This window comes from Oribacterium sinus, from assembly GCF_014202695.1.
In the GTDB taxonomy this organism is placed as follows: Bacteria; Bacillota; Clostridia; order Lachnospirales; family Lachnospiraceae; genus Oribacterium; species Oribacterium sinus.
Map to the genome: position 1 here is coordinate 150847 of NZ_JACHHH010000006.1, position 26148 is coordinate 176994.

At 42.7% G+C, this 26148-nt stretch carries 22 protein-coding genes and 1 tRNA gene; 1 reads left to right on the forward strand and 22 read right to left on the reverse strand.

Annotated features, from left to right (window positions below; all coding sequences use genetic code 11):
- Positions 1 to 57 precede the first annotated feature (57 nt).
- The 20 genes from HNQ46_RS07090 to rpsB form a co-directional block, all read right to left on the reverse strand.
- Positions 58 to 1599, reverse strand: coding sequence for a UDP-glucose--hexose-1-phosphate uridylyltransferase (locus HNQ46_RS07090; RefSeq protein ID WP_183684066.1), 1542 nt, complete (start codon positions 1597 to 1599; stop codon positions 58 to 60).
- 6 nt (positions 1600 to 1605) lie between these two features.
- On the reverse strand, positions 1606 to 2625 hold the full coding sequence (gene galE / locus HNQ46_RS07095) for a UDP-glucose 4-epimerase GalE (protein ID WP_183684067.1): 1020 nt from the start codon (positions 2623 to 2625) through the stop codon (positions 1606 to 1608).
- Between the two features lie 9 nt (positions 2626 to 2634).
- On the reverse strand, positions 2635 to 3813 hold the full coding sequence (locus HNQ46_RS07100) for a galactokinase (protein ID WP_183684068.1): 1179 nt from the start codon (positions 3811 to 3813) through the stop codon (positions 2635 to 2637).
- Positions 3810 to 4520, reverse strand: coding sequence for a sce7726 family protein (locus HNQ46_RS07105; protein WP_183684069.1), 711 nt, complete (start codon positions 4518 to 4520; stop codon positions 3810 to 3812). The genes HNQ46_RS07100 and HNQ46_RS07105 overlap by 4 nt, the downstream gene beginning before the upstream one ends.
- Complete coding sequence (locus HNQ46_RS07110; protein ID WP_183684070.1) at positions 4510 to 6039, reverse strand: hypothetical protein; 1530 nt, start codon at positions 6037 to 6039, stop codon at positions 4510 to 4512. Before HNQ46_RS07110 ends, HNQ46_RS07105 begins: the two co-directional genes overlap by 11 nt.
- A 36-nt stretch (positions 6040 to 6075) precedes the next feature.
- A complete protein-coding gene (locus HNQ46_RS07115) occupies positions 6076 to 7416 on the reverse strand; it encodes a L,D-transpeptidase family protein (protein ID WP_183684071.1) in 1341 nt (446 codons plus the stop codon).
- A gap of 12 nt (positions 7417 to 7428) precedes the next feature.
- On the reverse strand, positions 7429 to 8178 hold the full coding sequence (truA, locus tag HNQ46_RS07120; protein WP_183684072.1) for a tRNA pseudouridine(38-40) synthase TruA: 750 nt from the start codon (positions 8176 to 8178) through the stop codon (positions 7429 to 7431).
- A 9-nt stretch (positions 8179 to 8187) separates the two neighbouring features.
- The gene (locus tag HNQ46_RS07125) at positions 8188 to 9099 is read right to left on the reverse strand and encodes a selenium metabolism-associated LysR family transcriptional regulator (protein ID WP_183684073.1); all 912 of its coding nucleotides are present in this window, start codon (positions 9097 to 9099) and stop codon (positions 8188 to 8190) included.
- Positions 9100 to 9144: 45 nt separating this feature from the next.
- The gene (selD, locus tag HNQ46_RS07130; RefSeq protein ID WP_183684074.1) at positions 9145 to 10185 is read right to left on the reverse strand and encodes a selenide, water dikinase SelD; all 1041 of its coding nucleotides are present in this window, start codon (positions 10183 to 10185) and stop codon (positions 9145 to 9147) included.
- A gap of 88 nt (positions 10186 to 10273) precedes the next feature.
- Positions 10274 to 11539, reverse strand: coding sequence for a glycosyltransferase family 4 protein (locus HNQ46_RS07135; RefSeq protein WP_183684075.1), 1266 nt, complete (start codon positions 11537 to 11539; stop codon positions 10274 to 10276).
- 63 nt (positions 11540 to 11602) lie between these two features.
- Positions 11603 to 11700: transfer RNA gene (locus HNQ46_RS07140), tRNA-Sec, on the reverse strand.
- A gap of 136 nt (positions 11701 to 11836) precedes the next feature.
- Positions 11837 to 12073: a DUF3343 domain-containing protein gene (locus tag HNQ46_RS07145; RefSeq protein ID WP_007156031.1), complete on the reverse strand. Its 237-nt coding sequence runs from the start codon at positions 12071 to 12073 to the stop codon at positions 11837 to 11839.
- The gene (gene yedF, locus HNQ46_RS07150) at positions 12073 to 12654 is read right to left on the reverse strand and encodes a sulfurtransferase-like selenium metabolism protein YedF (protein ID WP_183684076.1); all 582 of its coding nucleotides are present in this window, start codon (positions 12652 to 12654) and stop codon (positions 12073 to 12075) included. Before yedF ends, HNQ46_RS07145 begins: the two co-directional genes overlap by 1 nt.
- A gap of 113 nt (positions 12655 to 12767) precedes the next feature.
- The gene (locus tag HNQ46_RS07155) at positions 12768 to 13907 is read right to left on the reverse strand and encodes an aminotransferase class V-fold PLP-dependent enzyme (protein WP_183684077.1); all 1140 of its coding nucleotides are present in this window, start codon (positions 13905 to 13907) and stop codon (positions 12768 to 12770) included.
- On the reverse strand, positions 13904 to 14989 hold the full coding sequence (locus tag HNQ46_RS07160) for an ABC transporter ATP-binding protein (RefSeq protein ID WP_183684078.1): 1086 nt from the start codon (positions 14987 to 14989) through the stop codon (positions 13904 to 13906). Before HNQ46_RS07160 ends, HNQ46_RS07155 begins: the two co-directional genes overlap by 4 nt.
- Position 14990: 1 nt before the next feature.
- Complete coding sequence (locus HNQ46_RS07165; RefSeq protein WP_330604559.1) at positions 14991 to 16502, reverse strand: ABC transporter permease; 1512 nt, start codon at positions 16500 to 16502, stop codon at positions 14991 to 14993.
- Positions 16503 to 16674: 172 nt separating this feature from the next.
- Positions 16675 to 17781, reverse strand: a complete 1107-nt coding sequence (locus HNQ46_RS07170; protein WP_183684080.1) for an ABC transporter substrate-binding protein — start codon at positions 17779 to 17781, stop codon at positions 16675 to 16677.
- 539 nt (positions 17782 to 18320) lie between these two features.
- Positions 18321 to 19484 (reverse strand): M20 family metallopeptidase, encoded by a 1164-nt coding sequence (locus HNQ46_RS07175; protein WP_183684081.1) that lies wholly within the window; start codon positions 19482 to 19484, stop codon positions 18321 to 18323.
- 230 nt (positions 19485 to 19714) lie between these two features.
- Positions 19715 to 20647 (reverse strand): translation elongation factor Ts, encoded by a 933-nt coding sequence (tsf, locus tag HNQ46_RS07180; protein WP_183684082.1) that lies wholly within the window; start codon positions 20645 to 20647, stop codon positions 19715 to 19717.
- Between the two features lie 77 nt (positions 20648 to 20724).
- On the reverse strand, positions 20725 to 21468 hold the full coding sequence (gene rpsB, locus HNQ46_RS07185; protein ID WP_007156023.1) for a 30S ribosomal protein S2: 744 nt from the start codon (positions 21466 to 21468) through the stop codon (positions 20725 to 20727).
- Between the two features lie 370 nt (positions 21469 to 21838).
- On the opposite strand from rpsB, the gene HNQ46_RS07190 reads away from it, so the two are divergent.
- Positions 21839 to 22225 carry a hypothetical protein gene (locus tag HNQ46_RS07190; RefSeq protein ID WP_183684083.1) on the forward strand — a complete coding sequence of 129 codons (387 nt, stop codon included), beginning with the start codon at positions 21839 to 21841 and terminating at the stop codon, positions 22223 to 22225.
- A 58-nt stretch (positions 22226 to 22283) separates the two neighbouring features.
- Here the strand turns inward: HNQ46_RS07190 and HNQ46_RS07195 are convergent, their stop codons facing one another.
- Together HNQ46_RS07195 and HNQ46_RS07200 are read right to left on the reverse strand one after the other, a co-directional pair.
- Positions 22284 to 23618, reverse strand: coding sequence for an MATE family efflux transporter (locus tag HNQ46_RS07195; protein ID WP_243155878.1), 1335 nt, complete (start codon positions 23616 to 23618; stop codon positions 22284 to 22286).
- 346 nt (positions 23619 to 23964) lie between these two features.
- A complete protein-coding gene (locus tag HNQ46_RS07200; protein ID WP_183684085.1) occupies positions 23965 to 25899 on the reverse strand; it encodes a fructose-1,6-bisphosphatase in 1935 nt (644 codons plus the stop codon).
- Positions 25900 to 26148 lie beyond the last annotated feature (249 nt).

Genomic DNA, 26148 nt, shown 5'->3' on the forward strand with positions numbered 1-26148 from the left:
TTTCCTTACTGCCCATATTGAGCATATCCTTACCGCCCTATTTTTTTATTTTGAAAATTATGCTCTGGAAATCACTTCCGTAAAACGACGGAAGGCTGCCTTTCCTTCCGCATCCCTTTTAAAGATTCCCGCGCAGGAAAGAACCTCCATGAAAACCTTGGCCACTTCCTCCTGCACAATTTCATGGACATTTTCCGAAGAAAGCTTCGGATATTTTCTTAAAATCTCCTCGGCCCAATCCGCATGTTTCTGAAGGCTTTCTTTTTTCCTTAAATCTTCTCCGGAAACCAGGGCCCCTTCCAACTCCTCCAGCTCCTGCTTAAGTCTTGCAGGAAGAACTGCAAGGCCCATCACTTCGATAAGACCGATATTTTCCTTCTTAATATGGTGATACTCCTCATGGGGATGGAACAATCCCAAAGGATGTTCCTCTGTGCAAAGGTTGTTTCTCAGCACCAAATCCAGCTCAAAATCCTCTCCCCGTCTTCTGGCAATGGGAGTAATGGTATTATGGGGAGTTTCCTCCGTAAAGGCATAGAGGGAAACCGCCGGATCGGAATAAGAGCGGAAACGCTCCAAAATCATAGTCGCACAAGAGGAAAGCTCAGATGAATTCTTTCCTCGTAAGCGAATCACGGACATGGGCCAGTTCACGATACCTGCCTGAATATCCGGATAGCCTTCCAATGTAAAGTATTCCTCAACTTCCGCCTTTTCCATAGGAAAGCTATAGTTACCTCCCTGAAAATGCTCATGGGAAAGGATGGAGCCTCCCACAATGGGAAGATCCGCATTGGAGCCCACAAAATAATGGGGAAATTGCTCCACAAAGGAGAAGAGCTTGGGGAAGATCTCCGCGGAAATCCGCATGGGCTTATGCTCCCTGTGAAAGACGATACAATGCTCCGGATAATATACATAGGGAGAATACTGGAAATAAAACGCCTCTCCTGCCAGGTTTAGAGGAATGATTCTATGATTTTCTCTTGCCGGAAAATCCAGCCTTCCCCCGTAACCCTCACTCTCCTTACAAAGCATACAGGCCGGATAGGAAGAGGACTGCATCTTCCCAAGGAGGGCAATCATCTTCGGATCCTTCTCCGGTTTACTTAAGTTAATGCTGATTTCCACAGGACCGTAGTCTGTTTCCTTATGAAAATGAATATCCTTCCGAATACGATAACGGCGGATATAGTCATTGTTTTGGCTAAACGCATAAAAATACTCTGTAGCCTTTTGAGGAGATTCCTGATAATATTTCCGGAACTTTTCTTGCACATGGCTAGGACGGTCTGTAAGAATTCCCATGATTCTGGTATCCAAAAGATCCCGCTCCACCACATTGTCCTCTTTTAAAACGCCTTTTTCCAAGGCCAGGGATAAGAGTTTCGCCAGTAAACTTTCCAAATAAGAACCGTCTTCAATACTTTCCTTGGACATCCCCTGAAGCTTTTCCCGGATCTTCTCATAAGAATAATCCTTAGGCTCTACCCTAAGTAAAGTAGCCAAACTGTTGTAGATATAAACAAAGTCTGCCTCTTCAATCAGCTTACAATATGCCCCGTAGGCCACAAAGTCCTGTAATAGTTCCTCTACCATCTTTTCTTACTCTCCATATCCGTTGGGATTTTGAGACTGCCATCTCCAGCTATCCTGACACATTTCCAGAATATCCTTCTCCGCCTTCCAGCCTAGAACTTCTTCCGCCTTCTTGGGACTGGAATAACAGGTAGCCACATCTCCTGCTCTTCTTTCCTCAATCACATAGGGAAGAGTCTTTCCGCAGGCTTTTTCAAAGGCATGAATAATTTCAAGAACGGAATAGCCCTTTCCGGTTCCTAAATTACATACCAGAACGCCGTCGTTTTTCGATAATCTCTCCACCGCCTTCACATGCCCCTTAGCCAGGTCTACCACATGAATATAATCTCTTACGCCTGTGCCGTCCTTGGTGGGATAGTCCTGTCCGAAAACATGGATTTTTTCCAAAGCACCGGAGGCTACCTTGGCCACATAGGGAAGAAGATTGTTGGGGATTCCCTTGGGATCCTCTCCAATCTTTCCGGAAATATGGGCACCGATAGGATTAAAATACCGAAGTAAAATCACATTCCAATCCGGATTGGCCTTTTGCACATCACAAAGCATCTGCTCCTGCATCCACTTCGTCCAGCCATAGGGATTTGTGCAGGTTCCCTTGGGACAGTTTTCCGTAATGGGAATCTCCGCCGGATCTCCGTAAACCGTTGCGGAGGAAGAGAAAATAAAGTTTTTGCAGCCGTATTTTTTCATACACTCCAGAATATTCAGGGTTCCTAAAAGATTATCATGATAATACAGAAGAGGTTTCACAACAGACTCTCCCACCGCCTTTAAGCCGGCAAAATGAATTACCGCGGAAATATCCGGGTGCTCAGAGAAAATTTTTTCCATATCCTCTTTTTTCAGCATGTCCGCCTCATAGAAGGGAAAATCCTTTCCGCTGATTTCCTTTACCCGCTCAATAGCCTTTTTGCTGGAGTTATAGAAGTTGTCGAAAACCACCACATCATAGTTTTCCGCCAACAGCTCAATTACGGTATGAGAACCGATATAGCCTGCACCACCAGTGACCAAAATCTTCATATTGCCTCCTTATAATTCTCTGGGACCGTCAGAAACCTCTGCCTCATAGAAGCTACAGGGGTAACCAATCTTTCTTTCATAGCTTTCCGCCACTTTTCTCTTGAATTCCTCTTTCTTGTCCTTTTCCAAAAGAGTAACGGTACATCCGCCGAAACCGCCTCCTGTCATACGGGAGCCATAGACATAGGGAAGAGCTCTTGCTGCGTCCACCAAGGTATCCAGTTCTTCACAGGAAACCTCGTAATCATCCCGAAGGGAATCGTGGGAAAGATTCATTAATTCTCCAAAACGATGCAAATCTCCCTCTTCCAAAGCTTTCTTTGCCGCAATGGTTCTGTTATTTTCCAATACCGCATGCTTTGCTCTCATCCGAATAATCGGATTGGAAATTTCCTTTTCCAAGGCAAAGAAATCCTCATCGGAAAGCTCTCCCAGACTTTTAATAGGCCGGAACTTTTGCAAAATTTTTAAAGCTTCTTCCGACTCTCTTCTTCTATCATTGTAGGCAGAGCCGATGAGCTTATGCTTTTTATTTGTATTACTGATAATGATGCAATGATCCTTTAAAACAATGGGAGCATAGGAAAACTGCAGTGTAGCGGTATCCAGGAAAATAGCATGATCCTTCTTTCCCATGGCGCTGGCAAACTGATCCATGATTCCACAGTTCATTCCATTGTAATTATTTTCACTGTACTGCCCGATTAAAGCCAGTTCCGGGAAGCTCACGGAAAGACCGTATAGCTCCTTACAAATGCTTCCCATCAAGACCTCTAAGGAAGCCGAAGAAGAAAGACCGGAGCCATTGGGAATATTTCCGTAAAGCACCAAATCTAAACCGCAGGGAATCTCCAGGCCTCTTTTTTCCATAGCCCAAATAACACCCTTTAAGTAAGCTGCCCACTGCTTATCCTCTAGAGGGGTAAAATCATGTTCCCCGGCAGAAATCACCCCTGCCCCTTCCACATTCAAAGAGTAAAATCGAAAGTTTTTATCTTCTCTCTTCTTTACTGCAGCATAGCTTCCCATACTTAAAGCACAAGGAAAGACATGACCTCCGTTGTAATCCGTGTGCTCTCCGATCAGATTTACTCTTCCCGGAGCAAAGAAATAACGAATCCCTTCTGTATTTCCATAAAGCTCGGAAAACTTCTCTTCTAATGCCTTTTTGATTTCTTCCTCTCTCATTTTTTCACCGTCCTCTTACTTCCTTTACGAATCAAATGGGTAACTCCCAACTTCGTTTTTGTTAATGATTTTTTTCTTCTTTTATATTTTTTCTTTCTGATTTTCTTTCCTTTTTTAACTTCCTCCGTTCCTTCTTCCTCAGTGCCATTTCCTTCTACAGAAAATACCGTATAATCTCTCTCCAGCAATAAATACGAAAAATCTTTTTGCAGTTCCTCCTCCGCAATTCTTTCTAAAAGGTAATTCACTAAAAAACTTTTGGATTTATTCTGATACTTGGGAAAGCCGTATTTTTTCTGTATTTCCTGTAATTCTGATTTCCAAAGTAAACTTGCCTTTCTTTTTATATCACAAAACGGATTTTTTTGCTCCTGTCGAAGTATATAAAAATCACATTTTCCTTCTACCTCTTCCACCGTAATAATCCCCCAAAAATAGGGAACGTGATTTTCTATGCTGTGGGCATGTTTACTGCCCACCACCACCATATTGTAATCAAAATATTGATTATAGTTTTTTATCTGTCCTTCCAGGCGAGAGTAGCTATCATGATCCGACTTTATTTCAATCCCCATAAAGCTGTCTTCCTGAATCAGAACACAGTCCGCCCGGGCTCTTCCTATGACCTTTTCTTCCAGTATTCTGGACTTTCCGTAGCTTTCTTCCAAAAAGAAAAATAGACTTTCCCGAATCTCTTTATCGTACATCTCCGGGCCCCTGGTCGGAAATAATATATTCTTCCGAACTGCTTTCCTCTTGCTTTTGTGTCTCTGTCTTCTTCTCTTCCTGTTTTACCGCAGACTTCTCTTCCGTTTTTGCAGCTCCGGCATTTTCCGAAGAAGGGAGCTGACTTGCCGCCGGAGATTCCGCTACCGCTTCTGCAGATGCTTCCGCTACAGCAGTTTCTTCAACCGGCATCTCCGGAATTGGAAGAGCCGTTCCATTTTCCAGGCCTCTTTCCAAGGGAACGCCGGAAAGCATATAAAGCTCATGAAAATTCTCCCGTTCCTCTTTAGAGGCAAAAAGCAAAAGAATCTGTCCTTTGGGAAGAATTTCCTTCGTGTATATGCCTAAATAACTGCTTCCTTCCATACTGTAGCTGGCGGTAAGAATCCCGTCCACAAGACAATTCCCCTGATTCGCTCCGGGAACCAAGGAAAGAGACTGGGCCAAAATGCCATTTTTTTCTAACATACCTAAAGCTTCCATTTTTTCCCTTGGAAGCAGTAAGCCTGTATCTCCGATTTCATGAAATTCTTCTTTAGAAATCTTTATGCAATAGGGCTCCTGCTCCAATAAACTATTTAAGGGAGTTTTTAAGCTATCCTGCGCGTTTTCTTCGCTTTTCGCCACATCTTCCTGCCCTTCCATCCCGGGCTTTTCAATAGCCTCTATAAAGGCATTAGGGTAAAAACGCTGAACAAAGCCGGAGTAGGCCTCCCTTTCCGTCAAAAAGGCTTTGGGGTCAGTTTGCTTTTTTGCCATAAGCTCTGCAAGATTCATGACTTCCATGCCATAATATTCTGCAAGATTCTTCACCACAAAAGCATTGTCCTTGGTATGCCTATCCTCCGCAAATGCCCGGTCTCCAATCAGGCACAAAATCTCTGCCTGTGGAAATTTCCTTTGGCAATCCCGCAGCAATAGCTCGTAATAATAAGGAAAAGTATAAGGATTGTCATAATCCGAAAAGGAAAGAAAAATCACATCTCCGGAAAGCTCTTCCTCCTGTAGTTTCAGATATCCGGATAAGGCAGTAGCATTTCCGGGAAGCTCCGGAATATTCCATTCTACCTTTCCGCCGTATTTTTCTTCCAGTGCTCCCTGAACAGTAGTGAAAAAGTCATTCTCCGACTTTAAATAGTCATTTCCAAGAAAAAGAAGCTTAAGCTCCCCTTTTGTCTTTAATTTGTTGATACTGTTGGAAATCTTATTCTCTTTTTGATCTCCCGACTTTTCATCCTGCTCAGCAACTACCGTTTCTCCGTTATGCCGATTCCTTTCCGCTATCACATTTTTCCCATAACGATATACCCCATAGAGAAAAATTCCTGAAAGTAAAAATGGTAAAAGAACGAAAAAGAGGAGAAAAGGACTTTTCCCCTTTCTCCCATAGGATTTTCTCTCTTTTTCTTCTGAACCCTCTTCCTTGGCTTCATGAACAAAAGCTTCTCCGGACTTTTGCATGCTCAGTACTTCCTGCTTTTGCTTTTCTTCCCCTTGCACTTCTCATCCTTCTTTCTACTATACTTTTCTTTTCCCTTAATGATGACAAATAATCGGCATACCCTGATAAACAAACTGGTACAAATCCTTTGCAATCTGAGGAGGAAGATTCACGCATCCATGAGACCCGCCTCTTAGGTAAATATTTCCTCCGAACCGGTTTCTCCACCAAGCATCATGAAAACCGATTCCTCGATTAAAGGGCATCCAATAGCTCACCTTAGTTTCGTAATCTTCACCCTTCAAAGTAGCATTCTTTGTCTTATAGGTAAGGGGATAAATACCATCCGGTGTTCCGTTGTTTCTGGATACGTTTCCGGTCACACAGTCAGAGCTAAGCTTGATTTCTCCATTTTCTACATAAAACATTTTTTGTTTTGCAATATCCACTTCCACATAGGTATTTCCTAAATCGGAGGCTCCTCTTCCCGTTGCCACCGTGTCATACTCCGCTTCTCTGGATACCGCTTCATTGGACTTTAAATTTGTAAGAAGTGCCGCTTCTTCTTTTTTTACGGAAAGAGAAAAACCGTATTTTCCCTTCAACAAAAGTACTCTTCCGTCTTCTGTATGAAAAGCTCTTTCTTTCCCTGCGGTGTCGGTAAGCGCCTTTAGCTCTTTTACATAGTCCTTTAATGCCTTTTTATTGAATTCTCCGTTTTCCATCCATTGGTGGTATCGGTCCGGGGTCAGTTCAACTGTCTCACCGGAAAAGTTGTAACGAAGAAGAGCTTGCAAGCTTTTATTTTTTTCCTCTGCCACCGGTTTTAGCTCTTCCGTTTTCGCCTCGGGCTTTTGATAAAAATCTCCCTCTCGAAGATCAATTCGGGAACTTCCTTCCGAAATGGCCTGAATCAGCATAGTCCGAAATTTATCCCGATCGATTTTCCCGCTCCACTGCTCATCTCCCACCGCATAGCCTTTTCCGGGAATATAGGCAGTAAGAAAGGCAGCCCTTGCTTCTTCATCACTGTCATGCTTTTCAAGATACTTTGTAATAAAAGCATTCAGAGCAGCTTCATCATAGTGCAGGCTTCCTTCTAAATCATAATTCTTTTTCTTTCCCAAAGAAAACAAGAGATAGAAGGAATCCGGTTTTGGAATATGAGAAAAGTCGGAATCATAACGAAGCTGAATATCCTTTCCATAAAGATCCTCCTGATGACCGTTTTTATCGATGATAACAAGATGATAGGCATCCTGTCTTTTCTGTGAGAATAATTCCTGAGCTTCTTCCCTCTTTAAAAGAGAAACATCGACATTCTCAATGTAGGTTCCGGGAAAAAAACGACCGGACAGCAGACTTAAGCCTATTAAAACAATGCATACTATGGATAAAATGCTTATTCCCAAGGAGCATAACAACGCTTTTTTCAATTTCAATCCTTTCTAATCGTAAAGAACCTTCATAAGACAAAGTCCCTTTGCCGGTACCGTGTAACCGGCTTGCTGCCTATCCTTTGCATCAATAATCCCGGGTATATCCCCGGCTTTTCTTTTATGATAGCCTACTTCCAGAAGTGTCCCTACCATAATCCGAATCTGGTACTGCAAAAATCCGCTGCCTTCAAAGTAAAATCGAAGCAGATTTTGACTTTTTTGAATACGAATACTGCTTATGGAACGAATGGTGGATTTCTTCATCTTAGGATTACCGCAGAAAGATTTAAAATCCTGTTTTCCGATCAAAAACTTTGCCGCCTCCTGCATAGCCTCCAAATCAGGCTCTTCCTCCAAATGGAGCAAAATCTTTCGATCAAAAACCGGTTTTGTTCTTCCGATATAGCAGGAATAGCGATAGATTTTCCCCAGGGCATTGTATCTGGCATGAAAGCGGGGGCTGACCTTCTTTACAGAGACAATGGCAATATCTTCCGGAAGATAACGATTTCCGTAATCCTGAATCTCTTCCTCGGAAAGCTCCGTATCCAAAAATACATTGGCACACATCCCTCTGGCATGCACCCCTGCATCGGTTCTGGAGGCACCGATAATCTCTACTCCCTCTTCATTTCCCGGAATTCTGGAAAATACCCCTTCCAGCTTGCCCTGAATGGTCGCTTCCTGATCCTTCTGTTTTTCAAATCCAAAATATCGGGAGCCGTCATAGGCAACGATAAGCTTATAATTTTCCTTCATGAATATCCTTTATAAAATCTTCTGCTTTTCAACATGATTCTGCATCATCTGTAAGAATAGCTTCACTCGATTGCTCATGGGATAATGATTGTTGCTAACCAAATAAATTTTACGAAAATATCCGTCCTCCTGCAGCGGAAAATCCAAAAGCTCCTTATTCTTTATAGCATTTCTTGCTGCAAGACGGGAAACTATGGCTACCCCAATGCCTTCCTTAACGGAAAGCAAGATGGCACCGGTATTGGCAAAACGAGCCACCACCTTTAACTCCTCCGGTTTTAAGCCCATCTGTGTTAAAAGATTTATCGCCTCTTTTTTCGTGCCGGAACCATTCTCCCGCATAACAAAATCTGCCTTTCGCAAGAAAGAAAGATCTCCTTCCTTCTGCTTATTCTGGTAAAATTCCGTATTGGGTGTGACCAAAATTAATTCATCTTCATAGAAAGGCAGAAAATTGCAGTTAGACATGGGAACGATGGATCCGGAAAAAGCCAAATCCGACCGATGCTCTGCCACATCGGTAACAGCTCCCTTGCTGTCTGTCTCATGAATACGAAACTCTGTATTTGGGTATCGTTTGCTAAAGTTTGCCAAAATGCCCGGAAGCAGGTATTGCGCCGGAATGGAGGATGCGGAAATAATAATTTCATTTACCTCTTCCTTCTCTTCATCTTTAAAAGCATTCCGAATCTTATTGGAAAGATTCACAATGTCCTTGGCATAGAGATAAATCTGCTCTCCTTCATTGGTGGTATGCACTTCTTTTGTAGTTCTGTTAAAAAGCTGTACCCCCAAGTCCTCTTCCAAACTACTGATATAAGAGCTCACTGTAGGTTGGGTAAGATATAATTCCTTGGCCGTTTGTGAAAAACTTTTGTTTTTAACGATACGAACAAATGCTTCTAGCTGTTTAATATTCATGCTACGTCTCCTTGTTGCCTTATTTGCTATTGCTTTGCAAGTTTTTTAGTAGAGAATAATATTTTTCTCTTCTAATTCCCTTACTTCTCCTATACAGGATACCGTCGTATCTAAATCTGCCTTTTCAAAAGCTTCCAGTGCTCTTTCCTTTTCTTCCATGGGAATACTGTAAAGCAATCCTCCGGAGGACTGGGGATCAAAAAGTAAATCCTGAAATGCCGTGGAAATTCTGCTGACATCCACTTTTGCCTCCTGGAACTTCCGGTTAGCGTAAGCCCCTGCCGGAATCATACCCAATTCCGCATAATCCAAGCTTTCCGGTATATAAGGTATAGAGGATGAATGCAAGTGAAAAGTCACCTTGCTGGCCTCTGCCATCTCCAGAGCATGTCCCATCAAACCGAAGCCGGTAATATCCGTGCAGGCATGGACCGTAAATTGATCCATTACTTCCTTTCCCTTTCGGTTTAGGGAAGCCATGACACGATAGGACTCCTCTTTTGCTCTCTCACTGGCAAATTCCACCTTGGCGGCGGTATTAATAATTCCTGTACCAATCTGTTTCGTTAAAAGAATACAGTCACCGGGTTTGGCTCCGTAGTTTTTCTGAATTTTCTTAGGATGTACAAGACCGGATACGGTAAGGCCGTAGAAGGGCTCATCGTTTTGAATGGAATGTCCTCCAATCAAGATGGCTCCGGCTTCTTTTACCTTATCCGCTCCTCCCTTCATGATTTCGGATAAAACATCAGGAGAAAGGCAATTCGGAAAACCGACTATATTCAAGGCTACCTTGGGAATGCCTCCCATCGCATAAACATCGGAAAGGGCATTCGCCGCTGCAATCTGTCCAAACAGATACGGGTCATCCACTACAGGGGTGAAAAAATCCACTGTTTGAATCATTGCCAAATCCTCTGTAAGCTGGTAAACCGCTGCGTCATCAGAAGTATCCAACCCTACCAATACATGAGGATCAAAATCAAATTTTGGAAGCTTGCTCACAACCTGAGCAAGGGTCTCCGGACCTATTTTCGCGGCTCAGCCGGAAAGTTTGGTCATCTGGGTTAACCTAAGTTTACTCATATCGTCTCCCTTACTTAACAAAGCAGGGAAAGGTACAGAAAACCCCTTCCCTGTTATTTCTATATCAGTTTTCTATTGTACGGTTTATCTATAAAAAGTCAAGATAAGACAGGACTTTCTCAGCAATTCCATCCCAGGAGAGATTCCCCATGGAAATCATTTTAGAATACTCGCTATCCATACATTGAGCAATCTGCTTTTCCAACCGTTCCTCAAATATCGGAAGAACTTCCTCCGGTATTTCATCTGCATTTTTTCGGGGGGGCAGCTCTACGAAAAAGATAGGCGCGGTGGGAAGATTTTCCGTAAAGAAATCTTCCAGGCCTTCCAAAGCAGTAAGAACAACCTTGTTTCCACAGGCTAAAGACTCAATCACCGTCATGGGCACTGCATCAAAGAAAGAAGGCAGAAGGAAACAATCGGAAAATTCATACCAGGGTATCAAGTCGGAATAATCCAAACGACCTAAAAAGTGAATGGGATAACTGCAGGTCTTAGCCAGGGCATAGACCGCCTCCTTTTCTTCCTGATTTCCGTTATCCCCAACCATAAATAGGCGAAAATTCTTCCTTCCCTTTTGATAGAGCGCTTCCAAGCTTCTTAAAAGGGAAAATACTCCCTTTTTCTCTCCCAGCTTTCCGGCAAAAAGCAAGTCCCAATACTCTCCTTTAACATATTTCTCTCCTGAAGCGGTTCGAATCTCTCTTCTTCTGGGAATACCGTGGGGACTGAGCACATCTCCTGTAGGCAGCCCCAATACTTCTGCATTGTATCCGATTCCTATATTTATCACTTTTTCAGGCTCCACTCCGTAGAGGCGGAGAACCTCTTGCCGCTGGGCTTCCTTAGGAGTGAAAATCTTATCCAGCTTTTGAATGTTTCGGACAATTCTCTCCTTTTCCAAATCATGCTTTTCCATTTGTCGAAGATCTGTATTATGACAAAAAGCAAAGATAGGAATTTGGGGACATTTTTCCCTCACCAATGCGGTAAGCAAATAAAGATGATGGCAAAGAATCAAATCCGGAGAAAAAACGGACATGACTTCTTCCAGCTTTTTAGAAAAAGCCCTTTCAAACTGTTCCAACATTTCCTCTGTTAAATCCTTATATCTGGTGCTGTTATAAGGCATTTCATCACTCATTCCCAAAACCGGATAGGGCAATTCCTCCGATTCATAATACACCGGAAAAAAATCCACGGAGGGAATATCCGGAAGCCTGTCCTCCTTTGTGACCCCGCAAATCACAGCCTGTTCTTCTCCCAAATGCTGATAGGATTTAAGAATCTCTGTCAGGTAAATACCGGAGCCTGTACTGCTGGGTTTTTGTGTAATGATACTAAGTATTTTCATCTTCCCCCCTACAAAAAAGACTGCCCGATAAAGGGCAGTCTAAACGGCAAAAGCCGGAATATTTGGCGAAGGCGTGTGAGAATCGAACTCACCTAGGATGTTCTACACATCCAACACTGGTTTTGAAGACCAGGAGGCTCACCAGGTACCTATCCACCTCCAAATGAACACTGCACACTATACCATAGAAAAAAATACTCTGTCAAATTTCGAAGGGATTCATAGGGAATCACAATAAATTTCTATAGAAAATTCCTATAGAAAACTCAAAAGTGACAAAGCTAAATTCGGAAGCTTTTAAAAAAGAATTTCATGCACGGCACTGGGTTCAAGACCGGCTTCCTTACAAGCCGCCAAAGTGCTTTCCTTGTTTTCCAAAGCCGTACTCCAGGCAAGTCCGCAGCCTGCAGAAATCACGGAAGGAAGGGGAATCAGTCTTCCCGATAAATCCTTCTCCTTTCCCAGCTTCTCCATCTGCAGGGCATCCACCGTATTATGAAAGCTTAAAATGCATTGTAAAGTTTTCTCTCTCATTATGGTTTGATTATCTTATCGGACTGCATCTCTGTTTCCACAATCTCATACATGTTGGAAATGATTCCCACAGCCAACTTCTCCTTGATTTTATAGTAGTCTGCACAAAGCCCGCAGGTCATAATCTTCACACCGGCTTTCTCCAGAGTTTTTAAGTCGGAAAGTACCGGAGAATCCTGTGAAGTTAAATAAGCTCCGCTGTTGTAGAAAACCATTGCAGTTGGCAAAGGATCCACATTGCTTAAAGCGAAAACAAAGGACTTAATCAAAGTATGTCCAAGCTCCTCTGCACCCTCTCCCATCTTATTGGAAGAAAATACCACGGTACAAGTAGCTTCTTTCTCCTTGGATACACCATCCTGCTTCTTCACTTCAATACGAACTTCAAATTCTTTCTCTGAAAGCTTTTGGGAGGCTACCGCGTACTGGAATTTCTGTCCCAGCCTCTGTAAATTCTGTACAGCGGTCTCATTATCTACCAATACGGTAAGAATTCCTTCCTGCATTTCTTCCATAGCCTTCTTTGCTTCCACCACGGGAAGAGGACAAGCCAAGCCTTTACAATCTAAATTTTTATCCATTTTGCTTCTCCTTTCAATAATGATTCTCCTAAACTATAAAAAATTCAGGAGAAAAAGTCTAATAAGAAATTATTATAAAAGCAACATTTATATTGCAAATTAATATAAATGCTCTAGCCTTCCTCCGAAAGAATCCGAATGGCCTCCACCGCCTTTGCCACTTCCTCCTCTGTATTAAAATGAGAAAAGCTGAAGCGGACACAGCCCTGCTCCACATTATTTAACGCCTTATGCATAAGGGGCGCACAATGCCCTCCTGCTCTGGTGGCAATATTGAAGCGGGTAAAGAGTTCATCACTGACCATGGCGGAATCGTAGGCATAGAGATTCATGCTGACAATAGGGCAGCGTTTCTTTTCCTGGAAATTTCCGTAGAGCTTTACCCCGGGAAGGGACTCAATTCCCTTTTTAAACTGCTCCATTAGGCTAAGCTCTTTCTCTCGGATAGTTGTAATACCTTCTCTTTGAATATAGGCCACCCCCTCATGAAGTCCTGCAATGCCATGGGCATTTAAGGTTCCTGCCTCCAAATGATTTGGATACTCTAAAGGCATATCTTCATTATAGGTTTCCACCCCGGTTCCCCCATAAGATAATGAGCGTAAAGAAATTCCTTCCTTAATCAGCATTCCTCCGGTGCCCTGAGGCCCCAATAAGGATTTATGGCCTGTAAAGCAGAGGATGTCTATACCCAGCTTTTCCATATCAATATCATAAACTCCGGCAGTTTGAGAAGCATCCACAATCCAAAGCAGAGACTTTTCTTTCACAAAGGTGGAGATTTTTTCCAAATCCACCAGATCCCCTGTCAGGTTGGAGGCATGGGTGTGAACGATGGCTTTGGTATTTTTCTTCCATAACTTTTCTAAAGAAGCATAATCCAGAATCCCATGCTCATCCAAAGCACAAAAGGACAGCTCTACCCCCTGCCTTTCCATGGCATAAAGAGGACGAAGAACGGAATTATGCTCCATCACCGTGGTAATCACATGATCTCCCGGCTTTAAACTGCCCAGAATTGCCATATTCAAGCTTTCCGTTGAATTTTTCGTAAAGATACAATGACTGGGATTCTTTCCATGAAAGAACTCCGTCAGTAAAACTCTTGTGTCAAAAACCGTCTTTGTAGAGCTGTGAGCCGCCTCATGGGTAGAACGCCCCGCATTTCCCATACTTTCCATGGCATGAAGAACAGCCTCCAAAACCTCCTTCGGCTTCTTTTGGCTGGTTGCCGCATTATCCAAGTAAATCATTGTTCTTCCTCCTTCTCATAGAAAAATACCCAAACTTCCTCTCCCTCCCGGAAAGGAGCATTGGCCTGCAGCTTAATATGAACTTCTTCTCCGGCAAGACTTACCCTATACAAGCGATATGTTGCTAAAAACACCTCGAAAAGTACTCTCCCTTCTTTTCGAAGTTCTCTTCTTCCCTCCTGTCTTCCCGATAAAGGCTCTACTCGGGCCTTTTCCGAGGAAATTCCAAAATCCTCCGGACGAAGAAAATGTTTTTTCCCTTCCAGAAAAAGCACGAAATACTCTCCGAAAAAGCGTCGAATATAATCATTTTTCGGATGCAAATACAGCTCTTCGCCGCTACCGATTTGTAAAATCTTGCCTTTTTCCATAATGCCGATTCTGTGCCCCAGTTCCATGGCCTCTTCCTGGTCATGAGTCACAAATAGCATGGAAAGTCCGATTTTACGCTGTACATCCGCCAGCTCTTCCCGAATATCCTTTCGAAGCCCTGCATCCAAATTGCTTAAGGGCTCATCCATTAACAAAAGCTTTGGTTCCACCGCCAAGGATCTGGCCAAAGCCACCCTTTGCTGCTGTCCGCCGCTAAGCTCCGTCACCATTCTATCTCGAAAGGACCATAATTTCATCATATCCAGGTATTTTTCCGCCCTATCCCGTTGTTCTTTCTTATGAAAGCCCTTCCATTTTAGGCCATAACAAACATTTTCCAAAACCGTCATATGAGGAAAAAGAGCATAGGACTGAAAAACCGTGGATACAGGTCGTTTTTCCGGGGGAAAGGAGCTATAATCCTTTCCCTCTATCAAAATCTTTCCCTTTTCCGGAAAGAGGAAGCCTCCCAGAAGCTGTAAACAAGTCGTTTTTCCGCAGCCCGATTCACCCAGGAGACAAAAAATCTCTCCCGCTTCTATTGATAAAGAAAAATCTTCTAAAACCAAATCCTCCTTCGGATCATAGCGAAAGGATATTCCCTCCAAAGTAGCTAAAGTATTGCTTGGACGCGGATGATTTAGCTTTCCCTGAGGGTACTCCTGAAAGTCTCCCTGCATTCCGTTGCTCCTGTATAACTCTCTTTGCATATTACTTCCCTACTCCCCTTCTGCTTACAAGACTTTTAACCCTTCCCAGTAAAAGCGAAAAGGCTAAAGATAGTAGTATCATGATTCCCGATATCAAGGAAGCCACAGCATAGTCCCCCCGGTTAATGGCATCGAACAAGGTATAAACCAAAACCTTGTACTTTGCACTGATTAGGAAAATGATGGCTCCCGCAGTGGTTAAGCCCTGGCTAAACTGTAAATACACAGAAGAGAAAAAGCTGGGCAAAATCCCCGGCAAAATAATTTGAAAAAATACCATGGAAGGCTTTGCCCCCAAATCTCTTGCTGCAAGCTCCAAATTCTTAGGACTCTGACTTAAGGCAGTACCGGCCAGCCTACTGCCTAAGGGCATTTGCCTAAAAAGCAGAGAGAACAGCATAATCCATACGGTTCCGGTAAGCTTCAAGGGCGCCTTATTAAAAGCCAGGATATAAGCAAGACCGAAGCAAGTTCCGGGAAGCAAATAAGGTAAAGAAAGCGCAAAGTCCAAAAGTTTTTTGCCTCTTTTCATCTTTCTTTCCATAAAGTAAGTCAAAAGAAAAGCGAAAAAACTGCCTAATACGGAGGCGGTAAAAGCCAACAGCAAGCTTAATCCCATGGTGGAAAGATTATACTGAAAAAGACTGCCCATATTTTCCCAAGTAAAAAAGATTTGCTTTTTGTTAAACCGCAGAAATCCATAGAGGAATATGGAGGCATATTGCAGTGCCTGGAACAGCAAAAAGAAAAACAAAAGGAATTGAATCGGAAGATTCATCCAATGCTTGCTATCCAGTCTTAATCCGGTTTTTCCTTTCTGTTCCTTATTTCGATCATCCGCTTTTTTCATGGACATCCGATAAAGAAGAAAACTGAAAAAAGCAGGAAACAAAAGCAGAATATTCATGGCTGCAGCTTTAGAAAAGTCGGAAAAACCGATAATTTGCAGATAAATCTCCGTTGCCAGCGTACTGTATCTTCCTCCAATAATAATCGGGGTTCCGAAATCGGATAGCCCTCTTAAAAAGCTTAAAAAGAAGGAAGCCAAAATAGCCGGAGACAACAAAGGAAGTAAAATATCCTTTAGCACGAAGAAAGCATTTGCCCCCAAGTCCCGTCCGCTGTCATAGAGCTTTCCGTCAAAATCCTCTAAGGCATTGGTAAAAAACAGGGTATTCATACAGGCAAAGTGAATGCTTTGCATAAGAATTACCCCCCATTTATGGTAGGGATCAAAGGATAATCCCAGTAAACGATAGGTAATCAGTCCTCTTCTGCCATACAAGGTAATAAAGGACAGGGAAGAAATAAAGGGCGGAGAAACCATACTCATGGATAAAAGGAGTAAAGCAATTCTTTTCTGCCATTTTCCGGTAGAACGAATGCCATAGGAAAGAAAAAAAGCCAAGCCGGTAGAAATCAACGCCGAGTAAAAGGAGCTTTCCATACTATGGAAAAATGCAGTTTTATATCGCAGACTGATTTCCTGAAATAATTGTCCCGGATTCTCCACCTGAAAGGCTTTCCAAAAAAGCAGAAAAATCGGATATACAATAAAAAGAAAAATGGGAAAAGTCAAAAAAATAATAGAGAGCGAAAAAAATACAGCAGAAAAAAGAGTGGAATGCTCCACTCTCTTTCCTGCATTTTCCTCTATTGATTTTAGGGAAAAGAACGACTTCATCTTAAGCCTCGTTCTTAGAACCTGCTAAAGTCTCCCACTTACTGAGAATACTGTCTCTCTGAGAACCGAATAAGGATAAGTCTTCCTTCATTAATAGACCGGTATCGAAAGATAAGTCAACATTGGACAGCTTTGGTAAAACAACCTTAATGGTGTTCTTTCCGTCAATTTCAGCCAATTCCTTTAAGTGATCCTCACTGTTGTATAACCAGTTTAAGAACTGCTTTGCAGCCTCTGCATTGGCAGCGCCCTTAAATACGGCAACGCCCTCCGGTACATAAGGAATTCCATCTTCAGGATAAACCAAAGAACATCCCTGCTCTGTAGCAAGTTTCTCTGTCTTCTTATCCATCGGGGTGATTCCGATAGCAACCTCTCCCTGAGCGGTCTTCTCTCTTGGGTCTCCTCCACGCTTGGAGTAATACTTTACATTATCATTTAATGCGGTAAAGTACTTCCATCCCTCTTCTTCACCCTTCTTCTGTAAAAGAGCATTTACAACACCGTAGTTGGTTCCGGATACTGCAGGATTGGACATCAAAATCTCATCCTTGTATGCGGAGTTAAGTAAATCGTCCCAGCTCTTAGGTGCTTCCGCATTCTTAGTCTTCAGCATCTCATCATTCACAATAAAGCCTACAACGGTAACGCCCTTGGTGTACCAATAGTGATCAGGATCAACATAGCCGGAAGCAAAATCATTTGCAGCGTCTAAATCAATCTTCTCCAGTAAGTCACTATCCTTAGCGCTCATGAAAGCATCAATTCCGCCGCCAAACCAAAGATCAGCGGTAGGTGTGCCTCCCTCAGCCTTTAACTTACTGAGAACCTCTCCGGAGGACATGGAAAGGAGTTCGGTCTCAATGCCGGTGTCCTTTGTAAACTCATCAAATAACTTCTTGTAATCTTCGGAAGTTGCCACGATAGCCAACTTTCCTTCAGCCTTAGTCTCGTTGGCTTTCTCTGTAGCCTTCTCGGTCTCAGCGGAGGACTCCTCCGCCTTAGCACTGGTTGCCGCTACAGAACTTTCCTTTGTCTTCTGTCCGCAAGAGGCAAGAACAGCTAATGCCAGTAAGGACAATGTGGTTAATGCAAGCTTTCTCTTCATAATGCTCCTTTTCAACTAGTAATTTTTACACTCCCGTTTGCCATATATCGCGCTGCAAACAGGCATTAGTATACCATATTAAAAAGAGAAGTTATATTTTGATTTTAAATAGATTATTAGTGTTTATTTGAATATTCTATAGTACGATTACGCTTTTCAATGATACTGTCTCTGGGCGGGGAAGGTTTACGCTTTTCAATGATACTGTCTCTGACCGGGGCACGCTCTCGCTAACCTCGCCTTCGCAGGGGTACTAAGCGAAAAGCTGCGGTTCCCTCGCTTTCCGCAAGTACCCGCGGGCTCAGATTGCCCCGGACCATAGACAGTATCATGAAAAGCTGTTCCCCGGAATAATCACATTAATTTCATAATAGAATAAGCAAAACAGTGTGGATCAACCGCTTGTCTTAATCAACACTCCGGTATCCACACTGTCAAAAATTTTGGGATTTATCTTTTCAAGCCCTTAGAATTAGAATAAATCTCCCCTACACAGAGCTTATGCTCTTATACCATGGACTATAAAGCATCTAAATGAATTAAATACCATTCATATAAAAATCTCTTAGAAGTTCAAAATAAACCTTCTCGCACCGGAGCACATCATCTTTCTCCACATATTCATCTCTTTGGTGAGCCATGTCTAGTGAGCCGGGGCCGTAGGAAAGGGTGGTATGATTATCGCATTTTCCGGCAACCACTGCGGTATCGGTATAGCCCGGGAAAGGGCAGACCTTGGCTTTTTGGTATCCGGCTGCTTCAATGGCTTTTTTACATTTTGCCAAAAGCAGGCTTTCTTCATAATGGGGTATGGCCGGTCGATTTCCTGTAATTAAAATGGTAGATTGAAGACCGGGGTAAATTTTTTGTACCTTTTCCACCGCTTTCTCCAAAATTTCTTTTCCTGTTTCAGCAGTATAGGGGGGAACCAAACGCATATCCACAGATACCTTGGCTTCTGCAGGAACCTGATAGGGGTGAATTCCTCCGCTACATTGTCCGAAGCAAATTTTGGAATCTCCCAAAAAGCTATCTTTTTCTAAAGCAGCCACTCCTTTTTTCGCCTCCGGAATCGCCATAGCCATAGAGAGAATGGCATCAATTCCGGTTTCAGGCTCACTGGCATGAGCCGCCTTTCCGTGAAACTGCCATTCGTACCAGAATCTACCCTTATGAGCGGTTTGTATGGTGCCGTCAGTAGGCTCCGTGTCCATCAGTAAGGTATTTTTATCCAGCCATCCTTCTTGAATAGCTTTTTCTACCCCCTTCATATCCCCCTCTTCATCACAGGTGAAGACCATCTGGAGGGAAATCTTAGGCTTTTGTTTCTCCTTCTTTGCCATAGCTAAGATTTGTAAAAATGCAGAGATTGCCGCAGCGGTTCCACCTTTCATATCACAGGAGCCTCTACCGTACAGTCGGCTTCCCTCCCACTCTCCGAAAGGATTTTTCTCCCAATGCAGGCCGATAGGTACCGTATCCATATGGCAGATAAAACTGAAGCATTCCTTCGTTTCTCCCGGAAGTAAAACCCGAAGTATGGGGCGGTGAGCTTCTACCTCCACCTTTTCCACAGTACCGGATAGCTCCAATACCGCATCCTTAAGAAGAGCCAAAATATCCTCGGCTACCCCTTCTTCCAAAACTCCCGGATTCGTACTTTCCCTAGCCACCAATTTTTCCAAAATCTCTATGCAGTTCATTTTCTTTAAGCCTTTCTGATGATTTCAACAAGATAGCGCATACTACACCGGCAATACTCTTTAAGATTGAGATATTGCACACTGCATCGGCGATACTCTTTAAGATTGAGATATTGCACACTACATTGACGATACTCTTTAAGAATGAGAAATCTCACGCTTCCCAAGCCTACTCGTTAAAAAAACGGTAAAAAAATCCCTCTCGCAAAACAGCAAGAGGGATTTCTTTATTATTTAATCTGTGCAGCTACTTCTGCAGCAAAATCTTCATTCTTCTTCTCAAGTCCCTCTCCTGTCTCGTAACGAACGAAACGAACAAGGGAAATTTCTGCATTCTGAGCCTTAGCAACGCTCTCAAGGTACTGTCCAACCTTCTGCTTTCCGTCCTCAGCACGAACATAAACCTGGTCTACAAGACATACTTCCTGTAATTCCTTGTTTAATCTTCCCTCAACCATACCAAGAAGAACCTTCTCAGGAGCATTTGGCTTCTCATTCTTAGCTGCAGCCAAAAGGATTTCCTTCTCATTCTTTAAGTATTCCTGGTCAACTTCTGCACGAGTGATGTACTTTGGATTTAATGCGGCAATCTGCATAGCAAGGTTCTTAGCCATATCCTTGATTGCATCATTTACCACAGTGGACTTAACCTGTAAAAGAACACCGATTCTTCCGCCGGAGTGAATATAATCCTGAACGAAACCGTTTTCCTCGGTAATCTTGGTAAAACGACGGATGTTCATGTTTTCCCCAATTACGGAAATGGTAGCGGAAAGCTGCTCGGAAACGGTCTTGGAAGGATCCAAGTCCCACTTCTCCTGTAAGAAGCTGTCGATATCCGTTGCAGATGTCTTTAATGCCTGATCTGCTACTTCCTTTACGAAGTTCTGGAACTTTTCATTCTTAGCAACGAAGTCGGTCTCAGCGTTTACTTCTACTACAACGCCGGTCTTTCCGTCATCGGAAATCTTTGTGAAGGAAACACCCTCTGCCGCAATTCTTCCTGCCTTCTTCTCTGCTCCTGCAAGACCCTGCTCTCTCAAGTACTCAACAGCCTTATCCATATCTCCGGCTGTCTCTGTAAGAGCCTTCTTACAAGCCATCATTCCTGCTCCGGTAATCTCTCTTAATTCCTTCACCAGTGCTGCGGTAATCTCTGCCATTTTCTTTCCTCCTTTTAAACGATAACATTAGGGAAATAGTCCCTTCTACTCAAAGAGCAAAAGGGACCTGATTTATCTTATGCCTCTTGTGTAAAATCTTCTTCACTGCTTGCTAGAGCTGCTTCTTCCTCGGTCATATCACCCTGCTTAGCCTCGATAACGGCATCAGCCATCTTAGCAACGATTAACTTGATTGCACGGATAGCATCGTCGTTACCCGGGATGATGTAATCCAACTCTTCAGGATCTGCATTGGTATCTGCAATTCCGAAAAGAGTAATTCCAAGAGAATGAGCCTCCTGTACGCAAATCTTCTCTTTCTTGGGATCGATTACGAAGATTGCATCGGGAATAGACTTCATATCCTTGATTCCGCCAAGGTTAGCCTCAAGCTTAGCCCACTCCTTCTTCAAAAGAGTAACTTCCTTCTTTGGCAATACATCAAAGGTTCCGTCTTCAGCCATCTTCTCAATGTCCTTTAATCTCTGGATACGGGAACGGATGGTCTTGAAGTTGGTAAGCATTCCGCCAAGCCAACGCTCATTTACATAGAACTCTCCGCAACGAAGTGCTTCAGCCTTAACAGCATCCTGAGCCTGCTTCTTTGTTCCAACGAAAAGAATGGTTCCACCGTTAGCAACGATCTGAGACAATGCGTTGTAAGAATCATCTACAAGCTTTACAGTCTTCTGTAAGTCGATGATGTGAATACCGTTTCTCTCGGTGTAGATATATGGAGCCATCTTAGGGTTCCATCTTCTGGTCTGGTGTCCAAAATGTACACCTGCTTCTAAAAGTTGCTTCATTCCAATTGCACTCATTTTTCTACCTCCTTGGTTATACTTCCTCTATATGCTTTGTGCGTACCGGATTCATCAGTGACACCGCCGGTTTTCCATATAGAGTGATCATTTGCCTAAACTTAGGCAGGATAAAAGTCGCCTTTAAAAGACGCGACTCCTACTATAACAAATCCTATTCTTTTTGGCAAGAAAATTATCAGGAGCAAAACTTGTTTTAATTCATTTTCCAGTATACAGGAATCAATTTTTATCCTAGGCACAAATTCGTTTTTCCTTAAAGCTATGGTATGATATTGTTGGTAAAAATAATGATTAGCGCAGGCTACAGGATTTTTGCAGCAATGCTTCTCATAATTTTCAGTTAAAGCTTACGAAAAAGGAGGCTTTCATGCTAAGCACTTCAATAAGTCTAGTTGTCAATGCCGCTTTAAACAAAGCAGGACTCAAGGAAGAGCCCTGCCATATCCATTTTTCAAAGGAGGACATCTCCTTTCCTCTCGTCATCTCCTTTCGTATCGAGGAAAATGACTATACTCTCCATATTTTTTATGAGCTTATAGAGGAACTGTCTTCCACTATAAGTTACGCCTTATATACGAAGGACAAGGAACTTCTTTGTCAGGGCAAAACGGAATTCTACTCTTCTCTGAACCCCTTTGCCACGAAGCCTTATCAGCACCTCATTCCGGAAAAGATGTCCTGTGATCTTTGTCAGAAAAAGCTTCGGGGAGAATGCGGAGGCTTTGGGGATAATTCCTGTGAGGAAAAGTTTTAAACGCCTTACGTCAAGACTTACTTTAAAAACATCCTTTGAAAGTATTAGCCGAAGCAGCTTATGCCGGGAATCTCTTTAGTCGCTTCATACATTTGAAAAATGCCGGAATCAAAAAGGCATCCGCAAAAATCCATGCCAGAGGAGAAGCATAACAAGCCGCCATATAACCTAGTAAAGGAATAAAAATAAATGCCACAATAATTCTTGCTATCATTTCGCTTACCCCGGCCAGCATGGCAAAGCCTGAGAAGCCCATTCCCTGGACAGAAAAACGCCAAACGTTTAACACCGCCAAAGGAATATAGAAAAAGGCATTGCCCAAAAGGAATTCCTTAGCCATCTTAATCACTTGTACCTCACTGGCATTAATAAAAATCTTGGGGATTTCATCTCCGAAGAAGAAAAGTACTGCGCAAATCAGCACTGCATAGATACTTCCCACCTTGGTAGCTTCCCAAACCCCCTTTTTAATTCGTGAAAGCTTTCTGGCCCCAACATTTTGCCCTGCGAAGGTTGCCATGGTTACTCCCAAAGAGTCAAAGACACAACAGCAGAAATTACTGATTCTTTGTCCTGCGGTAATGGCCGCCATCGCCTGAGAACCAAGACCGTTTACCGCTGTCTGTAAGATCACGGAACCGATGGCAGTGATACTGTACTGCAGTCCCATAGGAACTCCCATCAAAAGCAGTCTTTTATAGTAATGTCTTTCCGGCTTTATATCTTCCTTCTTCAGGTGAATAATCGGGAAACGCTTAATCATGTATATTAAGCATAACAGTCCGGAAACAAACTGAGAAATTACCGTGGCATAAGCCGGTCCATCCACCCCAAATCCCAAAAAGCGAATACTCACATAGTCCAGAATAATATTCAATAGTGCCGCAAGAATCAGGAAATACACCGGTGTTTTGGAATCTCCCAGAGAACGAACTACGGAGCTTGTAATATTGTAAAGAAAGGTCGTCGGAATCCCCAAAAACACTATAAAAATATAAAGATAGGCATAGGAAAAGGTTTCTTCCGGCGTATTCATCCACTGAAGAATCGGTTTTGTCAAAACACCGATTACAACAGTCATTACAATTGAAAAAATCACGGTTAAATACAGGATGTTTCCTACGTATTTTCTGAGCTTTTCAAACTGTCCCGCACCGAATTTTTGTGCCACGGGAATCGCAAAGCCGGAGCAGGTTCCGATGACAAAACCGTTAATCATAAAGTTAATGGCTCCTGTAGAACCTACCCCTGCAAGAGCCTTCAGTCCAATCATCTTTCCGACGATAATGGTATCCATCATACCGTAAAACTGCTGGAATAAGGTTCCCAGCAACATAGGAAAGGCGAAACGAAGAATTAAGGTTAAGGGATCTCCTTCCGTAAGGTTTAACATTGCAGTCTTTTTCTCTGTAGTTTTAATCTTCTCGATTGTTTCTATCTTCTCTTCCTTACTGGTCTTTACCAGCTTTTCTGTTTTCTCAATGGTTTCCGTCTTCTCGATGTTCCCCACCAATTCTGTTTTTGTTGTTACTTCTGTCTTCTCTAACTCCTTCATTTCCCCTCCTCTCTCTAACGCTTTTAAAAAATAGAAAAAGGAAAGGCACTCCCTTCCTTTTTTCAAGCTTTGTGCATTATAGGGCAGAGTCCTATCCTTGTCTATAGAATAATGTGAAAAATCTATGATTATTTTTTACTAAAGATAGGGTATTCCTATTGTTTACTTAAATTCCCCTTCATCTCTAGTTCTCTTTAATTTCACCATTTTGATAGGCTTCCAACAAATCCAAAAGATCCGTCATTTGCCTGCGAAGCTCTATACCCTTATCCGTTTCTCCGATTCGGATTCTGGTTTTCATCCTTTCCACCATCTGAATCTCCGGCGTATTCTCCTCTCCCTTATGGAAATCCTTATGCTTCGCCAAAGACAAATGCTTGGAATCATAAATCAGGGTGTAGCCTGCAATTCCCGTCTTGGAATGATAAGCTTTGGAAATACCCCCATCAATGATGAAAAGCTTTCCGGAAGCTTTAATGGGGCTTTCCCCCTTCTTGCTCTTTACCGGCACATGACCATTTACAATATGGGAAAGCTCCGGATCCTCATCAAACTCCTGAATAATCTTGTCCACATAGCTTTCTTTTTCTATCCATTTGTAATAGGAATTGAAGCTTTCTTTATGACTTTCCGGATCCTCAATAAAACAATGCTCAAAGGTGGTCATCTTATCCTTCCCAAACAGGGGAGATTTGGGACCGCACCAAAGATACCAGAAGAAATCTGTAGCATAGAGCTTCCCGTTAGGATCCAATTCTTCGTTCATAAAATAAGCTTCAATGCACTTTTGCTCACAGTAATCCATTAAACGCTTTCCGGAAACTGCTCCATCTCTGGTGCTAAGGGGAAGAAAGTCTCCATCCTCCGTCATGAGAATGCAGCCATGATACAATATATTATGATTGATGATTTTATACATGGAACCATGAGTAAAGAAAAAATCAATATGCTTCTTTAATACTTTGGAATGGGTGAAGCTGTAGGTCAGAGTATCCATAAGCTCCTGTTCTTTTTCCGATAAGGCATAAGGGTCTTTCCAATCCACTGTGGGAAAATTGCAATCTTTCATAGGATAGATCTTTCCATCTACCTCCACCTCCCCCTTTTCCAGGTTAATCTTATGAAGAAGCATCCTATGCTCCAGACCATACTCAGGATGCCTGCGTATCAGCTGTCCCTCCAACTTCCACATCATCACGCTGATGGTTTTGCACATTTTCGCGGCCAGCTCAGGCTCTACGGAATCCGCAATATTTTTATCCCATAAATGAGGAGTAAAGCATGTACAAGGGTCATTACCATAAACTTCCTGGGCAAACATGGACAGGGGACGAAGATTGATTCCATAACCGTCCTCCAAAACATCAAAGCTGTTATAAGAAGTAGCTATTCGTAAAACGTTGGCAATGCAGGCAGGATTTCCGCAAAAAGCCCCCATCCAATCCACATCATGATTTCCCCACTGAATATCCACATCGTGGAAGCACATCAGCTCCTCCATAATCTGATCAGCATGAGGACCTCTATCAAAAATGTCTCCGATAATATGCAGGCTGTCTATACTAAGACTTTGAATCAACTCACAAAGAGCAATTATAAAAGCCTGTCCTCTCTCTACATCTAAAATCCCCTGTAGAATCTCTTTATGATAAAGCTTGGTGTCTTCTTCCTCATCATGCAAAAGCTCGTCAATGGCATAGGCAAATTCCTTCGGAAGCTTTTTTCGGACCTTGGAACGGGTATATTTGGAAGCAATCTTAAGACATAGTGCCACCAGACGATGAATGGTAATCTTCTGCCACTCCTTATCCTCCAGATAGGTATTGCTCTTATCCTGAAAAGTTTCTCTGGGATAATAGATGAGATTGGCTAAGTTCAGCTGTTCCTCTTCTCCAAGATAATGGGAAAAAACATCGGATATCTTTGAACGAATAACTCCTGAAGCGGAACGCATCAGGAAAATGAAGGCTTCACTCTCCCCGTGAAGGTCTGAAAAAAAATATTCCGTCCCCTTGGGAAGACCGCAAATTGCCCGTAAATTGATAATCTCCGCTGCCGCCGCATCCGCACTGGGAAAGCTTTTTGCCAGCAGACGAAGATAATCCAAATCTCTTTTCATACACCCTCCTTGACTTTTTTGAACCGATCCTTTGCATTCATTTCTTGTCATATCCCTGTAATTCTTTTGATTTTCTCCTGAAACTTTATGAGTACTGTCACTTTACCATATTTTTCGATAAAAAATCCATCTTTTTTGTTAGAAAATAAAAAAGTCAAAAATGAAAAACTAAATTCTACTCATTGACCTCTCGGTAGATTTTACTTCTGCACAGTTGATATTTTCTCTTTCACACCATTCATGGTATGT

What these genes read in the sequence shown, in the direction of transcription:
- HNQ46_RS07160 (WP_183684078.1), bottom strand. Translation starts at nt 14,989, where the DNA reads ATGCAAAGAGAGTTATACAGGAGCAACGGAATGCAGGGAGACTTTCAG.
- HNQ46_RS07195 (WP_243155878.1), bottom strand. Translation starts at nt 23,618, where the DNA reads ATGTTAAACCTTACGGAAGGAGATCCCTTAACCTTAATTCTTCGTTTC.
- HNQ46_RS07155 (WP_183684077.1), bottom strand. Translation starts at nt 13,907, where the DNA reads ATGATTTACTTGGATAATGCGGCAACCAGCCAAAAGAAGCCGAAGGAG.
- HNQ46_RS07135 (WP_183684075.1), bottom strand. Translation starts at nt 11,539, where the DNA reads ATGAAAATACTTAGTATCATTACACAAAAACCCAGCAGTACAGGCTCC.
- rpsB (WP_007156023.1), bottom strand. Translation starts at nt 21,468, where the DNA reads ATGAGTGCAATTGGAATGAAGCAACTTTTAGAAGCAGGTGTACATTTT.
- truA (WP_183684072.1), bottom strand. Translation starts at nt 8,178, where the DNA reads ATGAAGGAAAATTATAAGCTTATCGTTGCCTATGACGGCTCCCGATAT.
- HNQ46_RS07125 (WP_183684073.1), bottom strand. Translation starts at nt 9,099, where the DNA reads ATGAATATTAAACAGCTAGAAGCATTTGTTCGTATCGTTAAAAACAAA.
- galE (WP_183684067.1), bottom strand. Translation starts at nt 2,625, where the DNA reads ATGAAGATTTTGGTCACTGGTGGTGCAGGCTATATCGGTTCTCATACC.
- HNQ46_RS07175 (WP_183684081.1), bottom strand. Translation starts at nt 19,484, where the DNA reads ATGAACTGCATAGAGATTTTGGAAAAATTGGTGGCTAGGGAAAGTACG.
- HNQ46_RS07145 (WP_007156031.1), bottom strand. Translation starts at nt 12,073, where the DNA reads ATGAGAGAGAAAACTTTACAATGCATTTTAAGCTTTCATAATACGGTG.
- tsf (WP_183684082.1), bottom strand. Translation starts at nt 20,647, where the DNA reads ATGGCAGAGATTACCGCAGCACTGGTGAAGGAATTAAGAGAGATTACC.
- HNQ46_RS07090 (WP_183684066.1), bottom strand. Translation starts at nt 1,599, where the DNA reads ATGGTAGAGGAACTATTACAGGACTTTGTGGCCTACGGGGCATATTGT.
- HNQ46_RS07100 (WP_183684068.1), bottom strand. Translation starts at nt 3,813, where the DNA reads ATGAGAGAGGAAGAAATCAAAAAGGCATTAGAAGAGAAGTTTTCCGAG.
- HNQ46_RS07190 (WP_183684083.1), top strand. Translation starts at nt 21,839, where the DNA reads ATGCTAAGCACTTCAATAAGTCTAGTTGTCAATGCCGCTTTAAACAAA.
- yedF (WP_183684076.1), bottom strand. Translation starts at nt 12,654, where the DNA reads ATGGATAAAAATTTAGATTGTAAAGGCTTGGCTTGTCCTCTTCCCGTG.
- HNQ46_RS07170 (WP_183684080.1), bottom strand. Translation starts at nt 17,781, where the DNA reads ATGAAGAGAAAGCTTGCATTAACCACATTGTCCTTACTGGCATTAGCT.
- HNQ46_RS07200 (WP_183684085.1), bottom strand. Translation starts at nt 25,899, where the DNA reads ATGAAAAGAGATTTGGATTATCTTCGTCTGCTGGCAAAAAGCTTTCCC.
- HNQ46_RS07105 (WP_183684069.1), bottom strand. Translation starts at nt 4,520, where the DNA reads ATGTACGATAAAGAGATTCGGGAAAGTCTATTTTTCTTTTTGGAAGAA.